This window comes from Bradyrhizobium guangzhouense (assembly GCF_004114955.1).
Taxonomy (GTDB): domain Bacteria; phylum Pseudomonadota; class Alphaproteobacteria; order Rhizobiales; family Xanthobacteraceae; genus Bradyrhizobium; species Bradyrhizobium guangzhouense.
The window spans coordinates 5,038,588-5,055,952 of the sequence record NZ_CP030053.1 but is presented as its reverse complement, the minus strand read 5'-3'; the positions used below and the strand labels follow the sequence as shown (position 1 = coordinate 5,055,952).

Sequence of the window (17,365 nt, the reverse complement as noted above, 5' to 3'; positions counted from 1 at the left end):
AGGCGCATGGGCGAGGGCGCAGCCGAAGGCGACAGAGGGACAGGTAGGGCGCAAAGCCAGCGTGAGGGCCAGCGCCGCCTCGCGCAATGGGTTCGCGACTATCGTCGCCTGCCCGGCATCCCTGACGAGTTCCTGGGGCCCGACGGTGCCCCGCGCCCGGTCTGGAGCCGGTTCTTCGACGCTTTCGGTGCACTGGCGCCTGACGAGGTCGAGCGGCGCTTTGGCATGGCCGACCGTCACCTGCGCGAGGCCGGCGTCACCTACCGCGCCCCCGGCGACAGCGCCGACCGGCCCTGGATGCTCAGCCATCTGCCGCTGCTGATTGACGAAACCGACTGGAAGCAGCTCTGCGCCGGCATCACCCAGCGCGCCGAGCTTCTGGAGCGTGTGCTGCGCGACATCTATGGCGAGGGCCGGCTGATCGCGGAGGGCGCGCTGCCGGCCGGTGCGATCGCCGGCAGCCCCGAATATCTCCGCCCGGTCTGCGGCGTGCCGCCGCCGGGCGGGCGCTATCTCTCGCTCTATGCCGCCGATGTCGGCCGCGGGCCGGATGGCCGCTGGTGGGTGCTCGGCGACCGCACGCAGGCGCCGTCGGGCGCGGGCTATGCGCTCGAGAACCGCCTGGTGCTCTCGCGTGCCTTCTCCGATCTCTACAAGTCGATGAACGTGCCGCGCGTCGCGCCGTTCTTCGAGGCGTTTCGCGACAGTCTTCGCGCCCGTGCCGATCGCGACGAGCCGCGCATCGGCGTGCTCACGCCCGGCAGTTTCAGCGAGACCTATTTCGAGCACGCGACGCTGGCGCGCTATCTCGGCTTCCTGCTGGTCGAGGGCGACGATCTCGCCGTCAGCGACAACCGCATCCACATCCGCACCGTGGCGGGGCTGAAGCGGCTCGACGTGCTCTTGCGCCGTGTCGATTCCAATTCGCTCGATCCGCTCGAGCTCGATGCCTCCTCGCATCTCGGCGTGCCCGGCCTGATCGACGTGCTGCGCAAGGATGGCGTCGTGGTCGCCAACATGCCGGGCTCGGGCGTGCTGGAAGCGCGGGCGCTGCTCGGCTTCCTGCCGGCGCTGAGCCGCCGCCTGCTCGGCGAAGAGCTGAAGATGCCGCATATCGCGACCTGGTGGTGCGGTCAGAAATCGGCGCGCGACGAGGTGTTGTCGCGGCTCGACGAGGTCGCTATCGAAGGTGCCTATCGGCGCGGCGTACCGGGCTTCGACTCGAACGGTCCGGTGCTCGCGAGCGAGCTCGATGTCACCGGACGTCAGCGCCTGATCGATGCCATCGGCACGCGCGGCATGGATTATGTCGGCCAGGAGGTGGTGCGCCTCTCCACGATGCCGGTGTGGGAGCAGGGCCAGCTGACGCCGCGTCCCTTCGTGCTGCGCGTGTTTGCGGCCGCAACGCCAGATGGCTGGGCCATCATGCCCGGCGGCTTCTGTCGGATCGCCGAGCAGGCGGACGCGCGCGCGGTGTCGATGGGCGATGGTGCGCGTGCCGCCGACGTCTGGGTTGTCTCCGAGAAGAAGGTCTCGACAGCATCGCTGCTGCCGGCAACCGACAAGGTCCGCATCCGCCGCATCGCCGGCGTGCTGCCGAGCCGCGCCGCCGACAATTTGTTCTGGCTCGGCCGCTATCTCGAGCGCGCCGAAGCGACGCTGCGGCTGGTGCGCGCACTGGGCTCACCGAGCGGGCCCAACAAGGGCACCGCAGCCTCGCTGCAATCGGCCGAACGGATCCAGCGCCTGCTGGTGACCTGGGGAGCGATCTCGCAAACCTCGCGCGCGGCGCCGGGGCGCATCGTCGCCGAAGCTTTGCAGAGCGAGGCGCGTTTCGGCTCGGCGCTGTCGCTGGTGCGCTCGGCGCTGCGCACGGCCACCTCATTGCGCGAGCGGCTGTCGCCGGACGCCTGGCAGGTCATCACCGAGATGGCCGAGCGCCTCTCCTACGAGGTCGAGGACGACGACAGCGTGCTGAGCGCCGCCGAACTGACCCTGCAGGAGCTTGCGAGCTTCGCAGGGCTTGCGCAGGAGAACATGAACCGCGCCGCCGGCTGGCGCTTCCTCGATATCGGGCGCCGTACCGAGCGCGCCATCAACACCACGCGCTTCGCGCGGCAGTTCGCCTATGACGAGGCCGGCGACGAGGACCTCGATATCCTTCTGACGCTGGTGGATTCCCAGATCACCTATCGCTCGCGCTATCTGCTGGCGCCGATCCTGGCGCCGGTGCGCGATCTCGCGGTGCTCGACAGCTACAATCCGCGCTCGGTCGCCTTCCAGGTCGCGACCTTGAACGAGCATATCGCGGCGCTGCCGAGCCTGAAGGAGCACGGCCTGATCGAGAAGCCGCAGCGGCTCGCGGTGGCGGTGCAGGCAATGCTGGCAACCGCGGAGGCCGAGAAGCTCGAAGTCAAGGCGCTGTTTGCGCTGGAGCAGGATCTGCTCAGCCTCGCCGAGGCGATCGGGCTGCACTATTTCCCGCACGGTCCGAATGCGAGCCGGCCGGAAAAATTGACGGGGCTGGCGTGATCTACGACATCCGGCACGTCACTACCTACGAATATGAGAGCCCGGTCAGCTTCGCCCGCTGCACGCTGCGGCTCGAGCCGAACAGCGGTCACGGTCAGGAGCTGATCTCGCACAAGGTCGAGATCCGCCCGCGTCCGTCCGAGCGCAACGTCCGCCGCGACTTCTTCGGCACGCTGACCGAGAGCATCGTGATTGAAGCCGCGCATCGCAATTTGCGCATCGACTCGCGCTCGCGCGTTTCCGTCGATCGCAAGCCGCCGGCGCGCGATGCCGCGAGCCCGGCCTGGGAGAGCATCCGCGACGTTGCCTTCGAGGCCACGAGCCTCGGTCCGTCCTCGCCCGTCGGCTATGTCTTTGCGAGCCCGCTGGTGCCGGTCTTGCGCCCCGTCAGTGCCTATGCCGCGAACAGCTTCAAGCCCGATACCGGCATCCTCGCCGGCGCGGTTGATCTCATGCACCGCATCCGCGCCGAGTTTCGCTACGACCCCAAGGCCACCGCGATCTCGACGCCGCTCGATGAGGTCTTCGACAAGCGCCATGGCGTCTGCCAGGATTTTGCTCATGTCATGATCGCGGGGCTGCGCGGGCTCGGCCTGCCTGCGGCCTATGTCAGCGGTTACTTGCGCACCATTCCGCCGCCGGGCCAGGCGCGCTTGCAGGGCGCGGACGCAACCCATGCCTGGGTGTCGCTATGGTGCGGGGCGGAGCTCGGATGGATCGATTTCGATCCGACCAACGATCTCCTGGTCGCCAACGACCACATCGTGCTTGCGGTCGGCCGCGACTTCTCCGATGTGTCCCCGGTCGACGGCATCATCGTCGGCTCGCCGAAGCAGAAGCTCGGCGTCGCCGTGGACGTGCTGCTGGTGGAATGACCGTAGTTTCACCGATTCCGCTGTGTGACCGAATGCGTCCAGGCGCGGGAAATTTGTTTCATCGTATTTCCTCGATCCGCCGAACCGCGGCGCATTAACACGCTGTTAACGCTACCCCGCGACATATTGGCTCAGTTTCAACGCTGCTGAAGTCGAACCATGGTCGAGGGACTTGCATTGCTGACGGAGGCCGCCGAGCAGGTGGCGCTGTCGCGAATGCTGCGGAGTTTCAGGCCCGATCTGGCAATCTGGCCCGTGTCTGATATCGAAGAGCTCCGCAGCATCGATGCCTCGGTCCTCCGCAACGCCCGCCTGGTCGCCTTCGCGTCCGGCATCATCGTGCCGGCCGATCTGCTCGCACGCTTTGGCCGCGGTGCCTACAATTTTCATCCGGGGCCGCCGAACTATCCGGGCTGGGCTCCAGCCCATTTCGCGCTTTATGACCGCGTGGAGACGTTCGGTGTGACCTTCCACGCCATGGCGGAACGGGTCGATTCCGGTGCGATCCTCGACGTGGTGTCGTTTCCGATCCCGCAAGGCTGCACCATCATGCGCCTCGGCGAGCTCGCCTATGCTCACCTGCTGCAATTGTTCGAAGTGTGGGCCGAAGCCCTGGCGTGCGAGACGTTGCTGATGCCGCGTTGCGCGCTGTCCTGGAGCGGCCGCACCAATACGCGCCGCAGCTACAGGCAGGCTTGCGACATCCCGCTCGACATCTCCAGGGATGAGCTGTGGCGCCGCATGCGCGCCTTTGGCGGCAATCATTACGGCATCGCGCCTGCGATCAATCTGCATGGTGTCACCTTCAGGGCGTCACCGCCGGAGACCACATGACGTCACCATTGACGGCCCTCGCACTGCCTGCCGCCGGCACGCCAAGTATCGCGGACATGCTGCGCACCGGGCGCGAGTACTACCGGCGTGGCGAGATCAAGCCCGCGATCGCGGTATTTCAGGCCGGGCTCGCGCTTGCGGCGACCACGTCGATCGGCGTCGTCGTCGACGGCGTTGCCGATCTGCACGCGGCGCTCGCCAATGCCTTCATGCTCTGCGACGATATCGGATCCGCGGCCGAGAACTACAAGGCGGCCCTGCGCATCGCGCCGCATCTCGTCGCCTGCTGGTGCAATCTCGGCATCGTCCATCAGCGCACCGGCATGATCCAGGATGCGATTTCGCTGTACCTGGAGGCGCTCAGGCGCAATCCGGGCCATCGGCCGTCGCGCACGAATTTGGTTCAGGCGCTGACGGCAACGCGGCAGTTCGCGATCGCCAGGACTCTGCTGCTCGAATTGATCGAGGAGACGCCCGACGACGCCGATCTCCGCAGCCAGCTCGGCAAGGTCTGCTTCGAGCTCGGCGAGACCGGTGAGGCCGTGGCGCAGTTCGAGCAGGCCGTGGCGCTCGCGCCCGGACAGGCCGAGAATTTCTACTGGGTCGGGGCGATCCGTCAGGCCCGCGGCGAACAGGAGGAGGCGGAGGCGGCATACGCCCACGCCGCGCAAGTGCATCCGATCCTGCGCCGGCAGGCGACCCAATCGCCGCCGGCGTTCCGGGCGCTAGCGCTGTTTGCTCCTTTCGTCGGCAATACGCCGGTCGAATACCTGTTCAGGGACTGCGCCTACCAGACCAGCATCCTGTCGCTGCTATCGGGCTGCCGGCCGGATATCGCGCTGCTGGCGCGCGAGGCCGACATCGTCGTCAACCTCGTCTCCGATGCCGATCAGGGCACGGAAGTGCTTCCGCTCGCCTTGGCCATTGCACGCGGCCTCGGCAAGCCCGTCGTCAACGATCCCGAAAAAATCCGGAGTACGACGCGTGACGCCACGGCTCTGGCGCTGGCCGACGTCGAGGGCTGCCGCGTGCCGCGCACGGTCCGCATCGCAGCCGGCGAGGGGCTTCCCGACGGGTTTGAACTCGCTTTTCCGCTGCTGGCGCGCCAGGCCGGCATGCATGGTGGCGACGTCTTCGAGAAGCTCGAGGACGCCGCTGCGCTGGTCTCGTTCCTCGCGGCACATGCGGACCATGACCGCTACATGATCGACTATATCGACTATCGCTCCGCAGACGGCTTCTTCCGCAAGTACCGGTTCTTGTTTGTGGGCGAGGAAATCCTGCCCTATCATCTGGCCATTGGCGATGACTGGAAGCTCCATCGCGATGCGACGGAGATGGGCGCTCACGCCTGGATGCAGGCCGAGGAGGAGCACTTTCTGCGCGCCCCCGAGCAGGTCTTCAGCCCACGCCACACTGCGGCGTTGCGAGTCATTCGCGATCGCATCGGTCTCGACTATTTCGGCATCGATTGCGGTTTAGACCCAGACGGCCGTCTCGTCGTGTTCGAGGTCAATGCCTCGATGCTGGTGCACGACCAGAATCCGGAATTTCCCTACAAGGACCCGTATATCCGCAGGATCAAGGTCGCGTTCGACGGCATGCTTGCGCGTATTGCACGAGGGATTTGACGCGACTGTCCGCATTGCAGTGCAGGAGCCCTGGCGCGTGCCGCAGCGGCGCCCCCGGCACTCATACGTCCATTCTGGCAAGATGAACGGTCGGCCATTGGACGGTTTGGCGACGCGCTCGCACGGGTCGGCCGTGGGAGTGCATCGGACTGTGGCTGCAACCGTGATGCAGCGCGGCGGGAGAGTAACATATTTACGTATTTTTGTTCCGGGATTTGGTCAGTCGCCCCAGATTGGGCTATGCTGGAGGCTGCGTCGAGGACGAGAATGAGGCGTCGGGAGTTGCCGTGGGACACCACCGACAGACGGGGCTGCATCCATGATGACGTTACCGCGACTGGCGGCTGAATCCCTGGAGAAGTTGCTGGGCTCGTTCATGCGTCGCAGGTACGACGAGACCTATGCCAGGATCGTGGAGGCTTCGACGCGCACCGCGATGGAATGCATTGGCAACAGCGATGCGCTCTATCACAACATCGAGCATACGATGCTCGTGACGCTGGCGGCCCAGGCGATCATGCTCGGCCGCAATCTCCATGCCCACATCGATGCCGACGATTACATTCATATTCTGATCGCCTGCCTCGCGCACGATATCGGCTATGTCCGCGGGCTGTTTCCGGAAGATGATGAAGACGGTTTCATCATCGACGAGGCCGGCACCAAAGTGTCATTGCCGCGCGGTGCGTCCGATGCCAGTCTGATGATGTATCACGTTGACCGGTCGAAGCTTTTCGTGCGGCGGCGGCTGCCACCGATCCGTGGCGTCGACTCTGAGCGAGTTGCCCGCGCCATCGAGGGGACGCGCTTTCCGGCCCGCCAGGGCCAGGAATACGACGATGAGGCCTCGATCCTGCGCGCCGCGGATTTCATCGGGCAGCTCGGCGACCCCAACTATCTGCGCAAGGCCAACGCACTCTATTACGAGTTCGAGGAAGTCGGCATGAACCGCCAGCTCGGTTACGACTCGCCCGCCGACATCGTGAACCGCTATCCGCAATTCTACTGGAACAGCGTCGCACCGCACATCCAGACCGAGATCGGCTATCTCAACAAGACCGAGATCGGCCGCCAGTGGATCGCCAACCTCTACAGCAACGTCTTCCGCGCCGAACGCGAGATCTCGCTGTCCGGACCGCAGAAGTAAGACGTGATCCAAACCTGCTGATCCCGCGTTGATACCGGACAGAGGCCCCTTTTACGCGGTCATGCAGGTATGCGGACGACTTTCACGATCCCTCTCATTTTCCTTCTCATCGTGCTCGGTATCGGCTTCGCGATCGGAAGCACGAACCTGCCGGGCTCCTGGTACGCCGGTCTGGCGAAGCCGTCATTCAACCCGCCGAACTGGATCTTCGCGCCTGTATGGTCCGTGATTTACGTCCTGATCGCGTTCGCCGGCGCGAGGACGTGGCAGCGGGCGCCGTATGGGGCAGCCATGCTGCTCTGGATCGTGCAGATGGTGCTCAACTTCGCCTGGTCGCCGATATTCTTCACCTGGCATCGCACCGGCCTCGCACTCGGCATCATTGTCGCGATGCTGCTGGCGATTGTCGGCTTCATCGTCGAGTGCCGGCTGATGGACCGGACGGCGGCATTGCTGTTCGTTCCATATTTGGCCTGGGTCGCATTTGCCACCCTCCTCAATGCCGGCATCTTCATGCTCAATTGAGCAGGCTGTCAGGTTGCGGCGTCCATCATCTTTGCAGCCTGCCGCCTTATCGCGCGCAATTCCGAAGCGTCCTTGCGATCGAGATTGGCGTATTGGTTCTTCATTCGTCCGTTGCTGGTGAAGCGTTTGCGGTGCTTGTCCAGAAAATTCCAGTACAGCGTCGTGAAGGGGCAGGCGTTCTCGCCGATGGCCTGCTTGGGATCGAAGCGGCAATGCCGGCAGTGATCGCTCATGCGGTTGATGTAGTTGCCCGACGCCGCGTAGGGCTTCGTACCGACGATGCCGCCGTCGCCATGCTGGCTCATACCGAGTGTGTTCGGCAACGACACCCAGTCGATCGCGTCCCAGAACATCGACATGTGCCAACGATGGACGTCGTAAGGCCTGACGCCGAGCAGCATGGCGAACAGGCCCAGCACCATCAATCGCTCGATGTGGTGGGCATAGGCATGGTCGATGGTATGGCCGATCGCCTCGGCGAGGCAGCGCATCTCGGTCTCGCCGGTCCAGTAGAACCTAGGCATTGGCAGCTCGGCGCCAAGCGCGTTCGCTTCGGCATATTGCGGCATGCGCTGCCAATAGATGCCCCGGACGAATTCGCGCCAGCCGATGATCTGGCGCAAGAATCCTTCCAGCGCGTTCAATGGCGCCGAAGTGCTTTGCAGAGCCGATTGGACGACCTCCAAGGGGCGTAGCTGGTGCAGGTTCAGCGGCCCTGACAGAAGCGAGTGATAGAGGAAAGGCTCGTCGGCTCGCATCGCGTCCTGATAGGTTCCGAACAGCGGTAACCGATTTGCGACGAAGTCGTCCAATTGGGTCAGCGCCTGGGTACGCGTGACCGGGAAGTCGAAATCGCCGAGCTTGCCGGGGCTGTCGGCGAAACGAAGGGCGACGAGCCGCAGCACCTCCGCCGTAATTGTGTCCGGCGCATTGGATGGCCGAGATGGGAGGGACGGGCTGGACTTGCCGAATGATTTGCGATTCTCGACGTCGAAATTCCAGGCGCCGCCGATCGGCCGCCCCTCGCCATCCATCAGCAGGCCGGTCTTCCGTCGCATGGTGCGATAGAACGTTTCCAGGACCGGCCGGGGATGCCGTTCGGAAAAGGTCGCGAATTCGTCGCGCGAACACAGGAAATGGCGGTCGCTGCGGAGCTCCGGCGGCCGGACCAACCGGCGCAGTTTTTCGACAACCCGCCAGTCGCCCGGTTCGACGGCGATCGTGCGCGACGGCCTGAACATCCGCTGAGCACGTGCAATCTCGGTTTCGAAGCGGCCGGTGTTTTCAGGGGCGTCGATCTCGACATAGTGTACGCGCCGTCCGCGTGCGGCGAGTTCATTCCTGAAATGCCGCATCGATGCGAGGAAGTAAGCGATGCGTTTCTTGTGCTGCGGGATATAGGAGGTCTCTTCCATGACCTCCATTTGCAGCACGACGTCCCGGCTGGGCTCGAAGTCGTCGAACGCGGCGCTGTCGAGGTCGAGCTGGTCGCCGAACACCAGCACCAGATTCCCGCCCTCTTGCTCCGGCTCGCCGGATCGGGCCATACGCCGGCTCACGGATGCGGTTGCGTTGCCACCACGCCCGGCGCGCAAGCCAGGCATTCCTCGCGCAGCGAGACGACTGTCCGCCGCAGCCAGGTCTTGATCGTGCCGACCGGCACGCCGAAGCGCTGCGCCAGCATCAAGCGGCTTTCACCTTCGAGATAGGCCTGCGACAGCAACTGCCGGCGTTGATCAGGAAGCCGCTGGATGGCGCGGGCCGCGATCGGCTGGACCAGGTCGTAATCGAATGCGTCTTCGGTCACGGCGGTGTCGGGCACTGCCAGCGCTTCATCGAGTTCCGCCGTCGGCACCTGCTTGAGCCTGACAGCGTCGATCGCGGTGTTGCGCATGATCGCGCACATCCAGGTGATCGGCGACGAACGGAGCGGATCGAAGTGAGCTGCATGCTTCCAGATCTTCAGATACGCATCCTGGAGCAGATCGTCGAGGTCCGCATCGGACGGGGCGATCGGGCGCGCGGTCTTGCGCAGCTTGTTGCGCGTCGCGGCGAAGAGCTCGGTGAAGGCCCGCTGATCGCCGCGTCCGACGCGGGCGAGAAGATCGCTCAAACGCTCGATCATCGGGTCCCGTGCCGTCAGTCTGCTGCAGCTCATTCCCTCGTCCTCCAGCGTTGCCTGCCAGGAGAACGACGGCGCGGCGCGCCTGGATCACATCAGGGCGCTCAAAGCCGCACGAAGGGCGAGATCAACCGGCCCAGCCAGCCGTGCATCTGCAAATCCCCGCGCATGGCCACGAGGCACAGGCACGGCATGTCGCTGCCGACGATCGGCTGGTGATCGACCTCGCCGTCGCCGAAGTCGAAATCGCCCGGCCGGTAGTCGCCGCCTTGGTGGCTGAAGCTGCCTTTGAGCACCAGGGTCAGCTCGGTTCCGGTATGCGAATGCTCCAGCATGCGCGTTCCCGGAGCCGACCACAGCAGGAACGCGCGCGAGGTGTCCGCGCCCGGCAGGACGATCGGTTGCAGCTTGACGCCCGGCGCCACGCGGCGGCTCTTGGCGAACCGGCAGTTGCGCAGCAGCTCGGGCAAATCGTCGTCAAGCAGCGGCACCGGCCGCGAAGAGGCCGGTGCCTGCGCTGATGTCGTCTCCGGCTCGTCGATCGCAGCCATGATCGTCGCGAACGCGTCGTCCGCCATGGCGACCGGAGCAGCCTGCTCGATCGCGGCCCCCGCGAGCTGCTCGATCGCCGCGATGAAACGCCGGCAGCGTTGGCATTGCGCAGCATGGACGCCGATGACGAGACGGTCGGCTTCGTCGAGCCGGCCTGCGGCAAAATCCGCCAGCAGATCTTCAGGGGGATGATGGTTGATGGTCATGTCAATCGTCCAAGATCAATCGTCCAAGAGGTCTCTGAGCCGTGCCATGGCGAGCCTGATGCGAGACTTAACCGTCCCGAGCGGGATACCGAGCTTTTCCGCGATCTCGCTATGCGGCTGCTCCTCGATAAACGACAGCCGGATCACCGTGGATTGCTCGTCTGATAATTGCCGGAGCGCTGCCGATACGCGCGATACGTCGTCGCGCCGGGTCATCACGGTCTCGGGCGAGTCCACGACCTCAGGCGTTTCATCGCGTTCTGCATTCGCCGCAGCCTTGGCCAGCCGTGCCGCAGCCCTGGCGGAATCGATGCGCAGATTGCGCGCGATCGTGAAGATCCACGCAGCTGCACCTGCGGACGACGGGTCGAACCGGGCCGCCTTCCGCCAAACCGTCAGCAGGGTCATCTGCGCGATCTCCTCCGCGGCGTCGGCGTTCATCCCGGTCTTGACCAGGAATCCCTTCACGCGCGGAGCAAAATGCTCAAACAAAAGCTTGAACGCGTCCCGATCGCCATGGGCCGCGACGCGTCCGATCAATTCAGCCCATTCCACGGTCGCCTTGGGCCTTTCATTGGGCCTTTCGCCTGAAAATCCTCGCGGCCGATCCCACCGGGGAGCCGCCGCAGCGGTGCTACGCCACAAGGGCCTGCTCACAGGGCGAAGAGCGGTCGTCATGGAGCCTCTGATGACATGTCCCATCATAACGGCGGGCGCGGCCATCCGGATCACTCCAGGAACCCGGTTGTTTTACGGGTCCAGCTCAGGCGCGGCAAGCCGGCTATCGGCCAAGGTTCCCGCTCACGGCAAAGCTGCGGCACTCACGAACCGTTTGTTCATCGTGCAGACCGGTGGGTCGTTCCGATTTCATCTTCCTATACCGGCGCTTAAGCCTCGGCATGGCTGCTTTGCCGTGCCGTCTCGATCAGGGGCGGCCTGTTTAGACGCCGCTAACCCTTCCCGAACCCGCCCTGATCCGATTGCGACCCCGCTCCGTATCTGCTTCCGGGAGAAAAAATTCGCATGTGGCAAGCCCTGACCTGTCTGTCCGGCCAGCACGACCTGCGCTTTGTCGTGGTCGCGGCGCTCGTCTGCGTATTGGGGTCGCTCCTGTCGATGCGGCTGCTCGCACGGGTCCGGCGCAACGGCGGCGCCAGGCGCTTCAACCTGCTTTTCCTGTCCGGCCTCGTTGCCGGCGGCACGGTGTGGACGACGCATTTTGCTGCGATGCTCGGCTACAATGCGCCGGTTGCGCGTGCCTTCGAGCCCGGGCTGACCTTCGCCTCGCTGATGATCGCCGTCGTCTTCGCCTGGGGCGGCTTCTACATCACCACCCGCACCCGGCTAGGTCCGGCGATCGAGGGGGGCGGCGCGGTCTTCGGCCTCGGTATCGCGGCAATGCATTACGCCGGCATGGCTGCGTTCGAAGTCGCCGGCGAAGTCAGCTGGAATTATCCGCTCGTTGCGCTTTCGGTCACGTTCGCCGCTGGCTTCGGCGCGGTGGCCGCCAACCGCATTGCGCGGCCGATCACGCGCTTCTGCAAATATGGCGGCGCGCTCGCCATGATCCTGGCGATCGTATCCTTGCATTTCACGGGCATGGCTGCCGTGACCTTGTATCCGGTGTCCGACGTGGTGGTGCCGCCGCAGGCATTGTCAGATACGTTCATGATCACCAGCGTCATCGTAGGCATCAGCCTGATGATGGCGATGGCGGCTTCGGCCTATGCGATCGATCTGCAGGCGGCGAACGAGGCAACGGAAAGCTACAAGCATCAGGCGATGCATGATCCCTTGACGGGGCTGCCGAACCGCAACGGCTTGGCTCAGCTACTGCAGGATCTGCTTGCAGGACGCGGCGACGATACCGCACGCGTGGTCGTGTTGGCGATCGATCTCGATCGCTTCAAGGATATCAACGATGTCCATGGCCATGTCGCCGGCGACCATCTGCTGCGGCAGGTGGCGCAGCGCATCTCCGCGGAATTGCAGCCCGGAGAATTTCTCGCACGGATCGGCGGCGACGAGTTCGTGGCCGTCAAGAGCGAGATATTTGCGCGCGGCGAGGCGCTCAAATTCGCCGAGCGGCTGCGCAAAGTCGTGCTCGATCCGGTCGAATGGCAGCACCAGAGCCTTGCGGTGGGGTGCAGCATCGGCGTAGCGCTATACCCCGAGCACGGTCAGGCGGCGGATTGTCTTACCCAGCGCGCCGATCTTGCGATGTATCGCGCCAAGAGCCTCGGCCGCGGCAAGATCTGTACCTATGAGCCTTCGATGGACGAGGCGAACCGCGTCCGCGCGGAGCTTGCGATCGACCTCAAGCGCGCGCTCGCCGGCAACGAGCTCGAGCTGCACTATCAGGTGCAGAACGATACCAGTACAGGCGACATAGTCGGCTTCGAGGCGCTCATCCGCTGGAATCATCCGCAGAAGGGGCGCATTCCTCCCGACGCTTTCATCCCGATCGCCGAAGAGACCGGCTTGATCGTCGAGATCGGCGACTGGGTGCTGCGAACGGCCTGCACCACCGCCGCGCAGTGGCGCCTCCCGTTCAAGGTCGCCGTGAACGTCGCGCCGATGCAGCTCAATCACGATCTGCCCCGGCGCGTAGCCGAGATTCTGAAGCAGACCGGATTGGCACCCGCGCGGCTCGAGATCGAGCTGACTGAGACCGGCATCATCGCCGACCGACAGCACGCGCTCCACGTCGTGCTGGCGCTGAAGGCGACCGGCGTCACCGTCGCCATGGACGATTTCGGTACCGGCTATTCGTCGCTCTCGACGCTGCAGGCGTTTCCGTTCGACAAGATCAAGGTCGACAAGAGCTTCATTCAGGCGGTCGAGACCAGCGCGCACGCGGCTGCGATCGTCAAGGCGACGCTCCTGCTTGGCCGCAGCCTCAACATTCCCGTGCTGGCCGAGGGCGTCGAGACCACGCGCCATCTCGACTTCCTGCGGGAGGAGGGCTGCAACAGCGTCCAAGGCTATCTGTTCGGTCGACCGATGCCGGTCGAGATCGTGAATCGCATGATCGATGACGCCAAGGCATCAAATCAACCCGCGTCCGATACCCGCAAGGCGCCGACGGTGGAGGCCGCCTGAGGACGGCCGGTCAAACCTCTCGGCCATGCCTCTTCCAGAGCTCGTAGACGGTGTCCCAATCCGGAAGCTGATCGGGCGCGTAGCCGAAGATTTTGCCGGTCCCGAGCTTCCGGAAATTCTTCATGGCCTTGAGGTGCGCGCCGCTCGCAACGAAGCTGCGCATGCTGACGAGATCGGACCATGCCGTCAGCGTGTGATACGTTCCGCCGACGATCTTCGCTTCGACTGCGACAACTCCGGCTGCACGGCGCGCCTGCGCCAGCGACTGGACAGTTCGCCACCAGAATCGCGGCAACTGCGCGATACCGCGCGGGCGGAAGCCGGTCATGGAAACGTAGACCATGCTGCACCTCGATTGTGATGTGGCAGGAACGGTGCGCAAAAGGGGTTGGATCACCGGCGAGTGCGAATTAGGCTCTGGCGTCAGGTCGAGTGCACAGCATGCAATACAAATCCGTCACGACTGAAATCCTGGAGATTGCCTATCTCGACTACGGCGCACCCGATGGCTGGCCCTGCGTCATGGGCCACGGCTTTCCCTATGACGTTAACGCCTATGCCAAGGCGGCGCCGATCATCGCGCAAGCCGGCGCCCGGGTGCTGGTGCCGTGGCTGCGCGGCTACGGGCCGACGCGGTTCCGCTCGGCGCAGACACGGCGTTCCGGCGAGCAGGCGGCGCTGGGCGCCGATCTGCTGGCCTTCATGGACGCACTCAAGATCGAACGCGCCGTCGTCGGCGGCTATGATTGGGGCGGGCGCGCTGCCTGTGTGGTCTCGGTGCTGCACCCCGAGCGCGTCGCCGGGCTCGTCTCCGGCAATTCCTACAACATCCAGAATATCGCGCGCGCGATGGAGCCGGCTTCGCCGCCGGAGGAGGCGGCGCTGTGGTATCAATATCTCTTTCACAACGAGCGCGGCCGCCGCGCGCTGGAGCGCAACCGGCGCGGCTTTGCCCGCCAACTCTGGACGATGTGGTCGCCGACGTGGCAATTCGACGACGCGACCTTCGACAGAAGCGCGGTGTCGTTCGACAATCCCGACTTCGTCGAAATCGTGATCCATTCCTATCGCCACCGCTATGGGCTGGTGGAAGGCGATCCCGCCTATGCCGGGATCGAAGCGAAGCTCGCCGCGCAGCCCCAGGTTCGCGTCCCCACGATTGCAATCGACGGCGACAGCGACGGCGTCAATCCGGGCACCGCGCATCACGCGAAGAAGTTCGAGGGCTTCTTCGAACGGCGCGTCTTCGTCGGTGCCGGCCACAATCTGCCGCAGGAACGGCCGGCCGAATGGGCGCAGGCCGTGCTGGACGTGCGGAAGGCGGCATCCTGATTTTCACGATCGAAGGAACTTTTCGCGGTCGCCGTCGTCCAATCCTGAGCTGCCAGGGAGATGACCATGACCGAGGACAAAAGGCCGAGCGGCCCCGATCTGAGCAAGGGCGTTTCGCTCTCCGAGTTCAAGGACGGAAAATTACTCGGCCATGTCGGTGAGGAGGACGTCCTGCTGGTGCAGGCCGGCAGTGAGATTTTTGCGATCGAGCCGCTGTGCAGCCACTACCACGGTCCGCTCGCCGAAGGCCTCGTGGTTGGCGACACCATCCGCTGTCCGTGGCATCACGCCTGCTTTGCCTTGCGCACGGGCGAAGCCACGCGGCCGCCGGCGCTGAATGCGCTGGCTGTGTGGGACGTCACGCGCGATCGGGACAGGATCACCGTCGCGCGCAAGCGCGAGGCGCCCAAGCCGTTGACGGCTCGTCGCAGCGCGCCGGCAGCGGAAAAAGTCGTCATCGTCGGTGGCGGTGCGGCCGGCTTCGCCGCGGCTGAGACGCTTCGCCGCGAGGGCTTTGCCGGCGCCGTCACCATGCTCAGCAATGACGATGCGATGCCGGTCGACCGGCCCAATCTCTCGAAGGACTATCTCGCCGGTAACGCGCCGGAAGACTGGCTGCCGCTGCGGGGCGAGGACTATTACCGGGACGCCGGCATCGATCTCAGGCTGAACACGAACGTTGCGGCGATCGATCCGAAGACGCGCAGCGTCACGCTCGGTAATGGCGACAAGCTGCCGTTCGACCGGCTGCTGCTCGCAACCGGCGCCGAGCCGGTCAAGCTCCAGATATCAGGTGCCGACCAGCCGCATGTCCACACCTTGCGCTCCGTCGCCGACAGCCGCGCCATCATCAAGGAATCAGCCAGCGCCAAGCGCGCGCTGGTGATCGGCGCCAGCTTCATCGGGCTCGAGGTCGCGGCCTCCTTGCGGGCGCGCAAGATCGAGGTCCACGTGGTCGCGCCCGAGGAGCGGCCGATGCAGAAGGTGCTCGGCCCCGAGATGGGTGACTTCATTCGTGCGCTGCATGAAGAAAACGGCGTCAATTTTCATCTGAAGGATACCGTGGAGAGGCTCGACGGGATCAGTGCGGCGCTGAAGAGCGGCGCTGTCATCGAGGCCGACCTCGTGGTAGCAGGCATCGGCGTCAAGCCACGTCTGGCGCTGGCGGAGCAGGCCGGGCTTGCCGTCGATCGCGGCGTCAGCGTGAGCGAATATCTGGAGACCAGCGTCGCCGGCATCTTCGCGGCCGGCGATATCGCGCGCTGGCCCGATCCGCATTCGCGCCAGACCATCCGCGTCGAGCATTGGGTGGTGGCGGAGCGGCAAGGCCAGACCGCGGCGCGCAACATGCTCGGGAGGCGCGAGCGCTTCGACGCCGTGCCGTTCTTCTGGAGCCAGCACTACGACGTGCCGATCAATTATGTCGGCCACGCCGAGAGCTTTGACGACATTGCTATCGACGGCAGCATCAAAGACCGCGATTGCCTGCTGAAGTACCGCAAGGACGGCCGGGTGCTCGCGGTTGCCTCAATTTATCGCGATCTCGATAATCTCAAGGCCGAGCTCGAGATGGAGCGGTCGCGCGCTTGATCTGTATCAACGCTGGCGGCCGCCGGGCTGATCTGCTGGCTGTGGTCCCGGCACTGTGCTATCCTGAGATGTGCTCTGGGGCGTCACATGCAGGAGGTGCGTCATGACGTCTGCTTCGGATACCTCTCCCCATCTCGGCCTCGGCTCCGGCATCGCGGCACTGCATGCCAAATGGGGCTGGATCGTCGCCCTCGGCGTCGTCTACCTCATCGCCGGCTTCGTCGCGCTCGGCAGCGTCGTGATGGCGACGGTGGCGAGCGTCCTCGTGGTCGGTGCAATGATGATCGTCGCCGGTGCCGCCGAGATTATCGGCGCCTTCCAGATGAAGAGTTGGGGCAAGTTCCTGATCTGGGCGCTGCTCGGCGTGCTCTACGTCATCGCCGGCATCCTCACGTTCGACAATCCGGTGTTCGCGGCAGTCTTGTTGACGCTGTTTCTCGGCATATCGCTGATCGCCTCCGGCGCCGTCAGGCTGTTTCTCGCCTTCAGCATGAAGCGCGAGAGTCCGTGGGTGTGGGTCGCGCTGTCGGGTGCCATCACGCTGCTGCTCGGTCTCTTGATCATGGCACGCTGGCCGGTCAACAGCGTCTACATCCTCGGCCTGTTCCTCGGCATCGATCTGATCATGGCGGGCGCCGGCTGGGTGAGCCTGGGCTTTGCCTTGAAGCGGCGAAGCTGAAGAGCGTGCCGGTGATGTCGCGGCTCCTGCCCGGCATCGCCGCCATCCACTAGGAACTGATGCTCGGAACTCCCGTGCCATTACGGGTTTCGCGGGTGATGGCCTCAGCGCGCCGCGCGTAAGACTCCGGGGATCAAGACCCGCGAGTCCAGAGGTCATGTTGCTGACTCATTCCCTGTTTTAGACAGCGGCAACGAAGACGCGCGGGGACCGATCAGGTTCTCGCAACGGTTCCGCG

At 64.8% G+C, this 17,365-nt stretch carries 15 protein-coding genes; 10 read left to right on the top strand and 5 right to left on the bottom strand.

Annotation, left to right across the window (positions count from 1 at the left end; translation table 11 throughout):
- The first annotated feature begins 6 nt into the window (after positions 1 to 6).
- The 6 genes from XH91_RS24250 to XH91_RS24225 all read left to right on the top strand — a co-directional run bounded on the left by XH91_RS24250 (position 7) and on the right by XH91_RS24225 (position 7,544).
- Positions 7 to 2,532, top strand: coding sequence for a circularly permuted type 2 ATP-grasp protein (locus tag XH91_RS24250; RefSeq protein ID WP_128952912.1), 2,526 nt, complete (start codon positions 7 to 9; stop codon positions 2,530 to 2,532).
- Entirely contained in the window at positions 2,529 to 3,407 is an 879-nt protein-coding gene (locus XH91_RS24245; RefSeq protein WP_128952911.1) for a transglutaminase family protein, read from the top strand. The genes XH91_RS24250 and XH91_RS24245 overlap by 4 nt, the downstream gene beginning before the upstream one ends.
- Positions 3,408 to 3,566: 159 nt before the next feature.
- Positions 3,567 to 4,241 carry a formyltransferase family protein gene (locus XH91_RS24240; protein ID WP_128952910.1) on the top strand — a complete coding sequence of 225 codons (675 nt, stop codon included), beginning with the start codon at positions 3,567 to 3,569 and terminating at the stop codon, positions 4,239 to 4,241.
- Entirely contained in the window at positions 4,238 to 5,872 is a 1,635-nt protein-coding gene (locus XH91_RS24235) for a tetratricopeptide repeat protein (RefSeq protein ID WP_128952909.1), read from the top strand. The genes XH91_RS24240 and XH91_RS24235 overlap by 4 nt, the downstream gene beginning before the upstream one ends.
- A 319-nt stretch (positions 5,873 to 6,191) precedes the next feature.
- A complete protein-coding gene (locus XH91_RS24230; protein ID WP_128952908.1) occupies positions 6,192 to 7,019 on the top strand; it encodes an HD domain-containing protein in 828 nt (275 codons plus the stop codon).
- Between the two features lie 69 nt (positions 7,020 to 7,088).
- Positions 7,089 to 7,544, top strand: coding sequence for a TspO/MBR family protein (locus XH91_RS24225; protein ID WP_128952907.1), 456 nt, complete (start codon positions 7,089 to 7,091; stop codon positions 7,542 to 7,544).
- Positions 7,545 to 7,552: 8 nt separating this feature from the next.
- Here XH91_RS24225 and XH91_RS24220 read toward each other — a convergent pair whose 3' ends face one another.
- The 4 genes from XH91_RS24220 to XH91_RS24205 all read right to left on the bottom strand — a co-directional run bounded on the left by XH91_RS24220 (position 7,553) and on the right by XH91_RS24205 (position 10,979).
- Complete coding sequence (locus XH91_RS24220; RefSeq protein WP_128952906.1) at positions 7,553 to 9,091, bottom strand: cryptochrome/photolyase family protein; 1,539 nt, start codon at positions 9,089 to 9,091, stop codon at positions 7,553 to 7,555.
- An 8-nt stretch (positions 9,092 to 9,099) separates the two neighbouring features.
- A complete protein-coding gene (locus XH91_RS24215; protein WP_128952905.1) occupies positions 9,100 to 9,702 on the bottom strand; it encodes a sigma-70 family RNA polymerase sigma factor in 603 nt (200 codons plus the stop codon).
- Between the two features lie 68 nt (positions 9,703 to 9,770).
- Positions 9,771 to 10,424, bottom strand: a complete 654-nt coding sequence (locus tag XH91_RS24210) for a ChrR family anti-sigma-E factor (protein ID WP_128952904.1) — start codon at positions 10,422 to 10,424, stop codon at positions 9,771 to 9,773.
- A gap of 15 nt (positions 10,425 to 10,439) precedes the next feature.
- Positions 10,440 to 10,979, bottom strand: coding sequence for a sigma-70 family RNA polymerase sigma factor (locus tag XH91_RS24205; protein ID WP_128954978.1), 540 nt, complete (start codon positions 10,977 to 10,979; stop codon positions 10,440 to 10,442).
- Between the two features lie 468 nt (positions 10,980 to 11,447).
- Here XH91_RS24205 and XH91_RS24200 point away from each other — a divergent pair, with 468 nt between their 5' ends.
- Entirely contained in the window at positions 11,448 to 13,526 is a 2,079-nt protein-coding gene (locus XH91_RS24200) for a putative bifunctional diguanylate cyclase/phosphodiesterase (protein ID WP_128952903.1), read from the top strand.
- A gap of 10 nt (positions 13,527 to 13,536) precedes the next feature.
- On the opposite strand, the gene XH91_RS24195 is transcribed toward XH91_RS24200, so the two are convergent.
- Positions 13,537 to 13,869 (bottom strand): hypothetical protein, encoded by a 333-nt coding sequence (locus XH91_RS24195; RefSeq protein WP_128952902.1) that lies wholly within the window; start codon positions 13,867 to 13,869, stop codon positions 13,537 to 13,539.
- 98 nt (positions 13,870 to 13,967) lie between these two features.
- Between XH91_RS24195 and XH91_RS24190 the strand changes: the two genes are divergently transcribed.
- From XH91_RS24190 to XH91_RS24180, 3 genes are all read left to right on the top strand, one after another.
- The gene (locus XH91_RS24190; RefSeq protein WP_128952901.1) at positions 13,968 to 14,858 is read left to right on the top strand and encodes an alpha/beta fold hydrolase; all 891 of its coding nucleotides are present in this window, start codon (positions 13,968 to 13,970) and stop codon (positions 14,856 to 14,858) included.
- A 66-nt stretch (positions 14,859 to 14,924) separates the two neighbouring features.
- The gene (locus XH91_RS24185) at positions 14,925 to 16,448 is read left to right on the top strand and encodes an FAD-dependent oxidoreductase (protein ID WP_164934002.1); all 1,524 of its coding nucleotides are present in this window, start codon (positions 14,925 to 14,927) and stop codon (positions 16,446 to 16,448) included.
- A 103-nt stretch (positions 16,449 to 16,551) separates the two neighbouring features.
- Positions 16,552 to 17,127, top strand: a complete 576-nt coding sequence (locus XH91_RS24180; protein ID WP_128952899.1) for an HdeD family acid-resistance protein — start codon at positions 16,552 to 16,554, stop codon at positions 17,125 to 17,127.
- The last annotated feature ends 238 nt before the right edge of the window (positions 17,128 to 17,365 follow it).

Coding starts and splice junctions, on each gene's coding strand:
- XH91_RS24235 (WP_128952909.1), top strand. CDS start 4,238: ATGACGTCACCATTGACGGCCCTCGCACTGCCTGCCGCCGGCACGCCA.
- XH91_RS24200 (WP_128952903.1), top strand. CDS start 11,448: ATGTGGCAAGCCCTGACCTGTCTGTCCGGCCAGCACGACCTGCGCTTT.
- XH91_RS24220 (WP_128952906.1), bottom strand. CDS start 9,091: ATGGCCCGATCCGGCGAGCCGGAGCAAGAGGGCGGGAATCTGGTGCTG.
- XH91_RS24240 (WP_128952910.1), top strand. CDS start 3,567: ATGGTCGAGGGACTTGCATTGCTGACGGAGGCCGCCGAGCAGGTGGCG.
- XH91_RS24215 (WP_128952905.1), bottom strand. CDS start 9,702: ATGAGCTGCAGCAGACTGACGGCACGGGACCCGATGATCGAGCGTTTG.
- XH91_RS24185 (WP_164934002.1), top strand. CDS start 14,925: ATGACCGAGGACAAAAGGCCGAGCGGCCCCGATCTGAGCAAGGGCGTT.
- XH91_RS24210 (WP_128952904.1), bottom strand. CDS start 10,424: ATGACCATCAACCATCATCCCCCTGAAGATCTGCTGGCGGATTTTGCC.
- XH91_RS24225 (WP_128952907.1), top strand. CDS start 7,089: ATGCGGACGACTTTCACGATCCCTCTCATTTTCCTTCTCATCGTGCTC.
- XH91_RS24230 (WP_128952908.1), top strand. CDS start 6,192: ATGATGACGTTACCGCGACTGGCGGCTGAATCCCTGGAGAAGTTGCTG.
- XH91_RS24180 (WP_128952899.1), top strand. CDS start 16,552: ATGACGTCTGCTTCGGATACCTCTCCCCATCTCGGCCTCGGCTCCGGC.
- XH91_RS24195 (WP_128952902.1), bottom strand. CDS start 13,869: ATGGTCTACGTTTCCATGACCGGCTTCCGCCCGCGCGGTATCGCGCAG.
- XH91_RS24190 (WP_128952901.1), top strand. CDS start 13,968: ATGCAATACAAATCCGTCACGACTGAAATCCTGGAGATTGCCTATCTC.
- XH91_RS24250 (WP_128952912.1), top strand. CDS start 7: ATGGGCGAGGGCGCAGCCGAAGGCGACAGAGGGACAGGTAGGGCGCAA.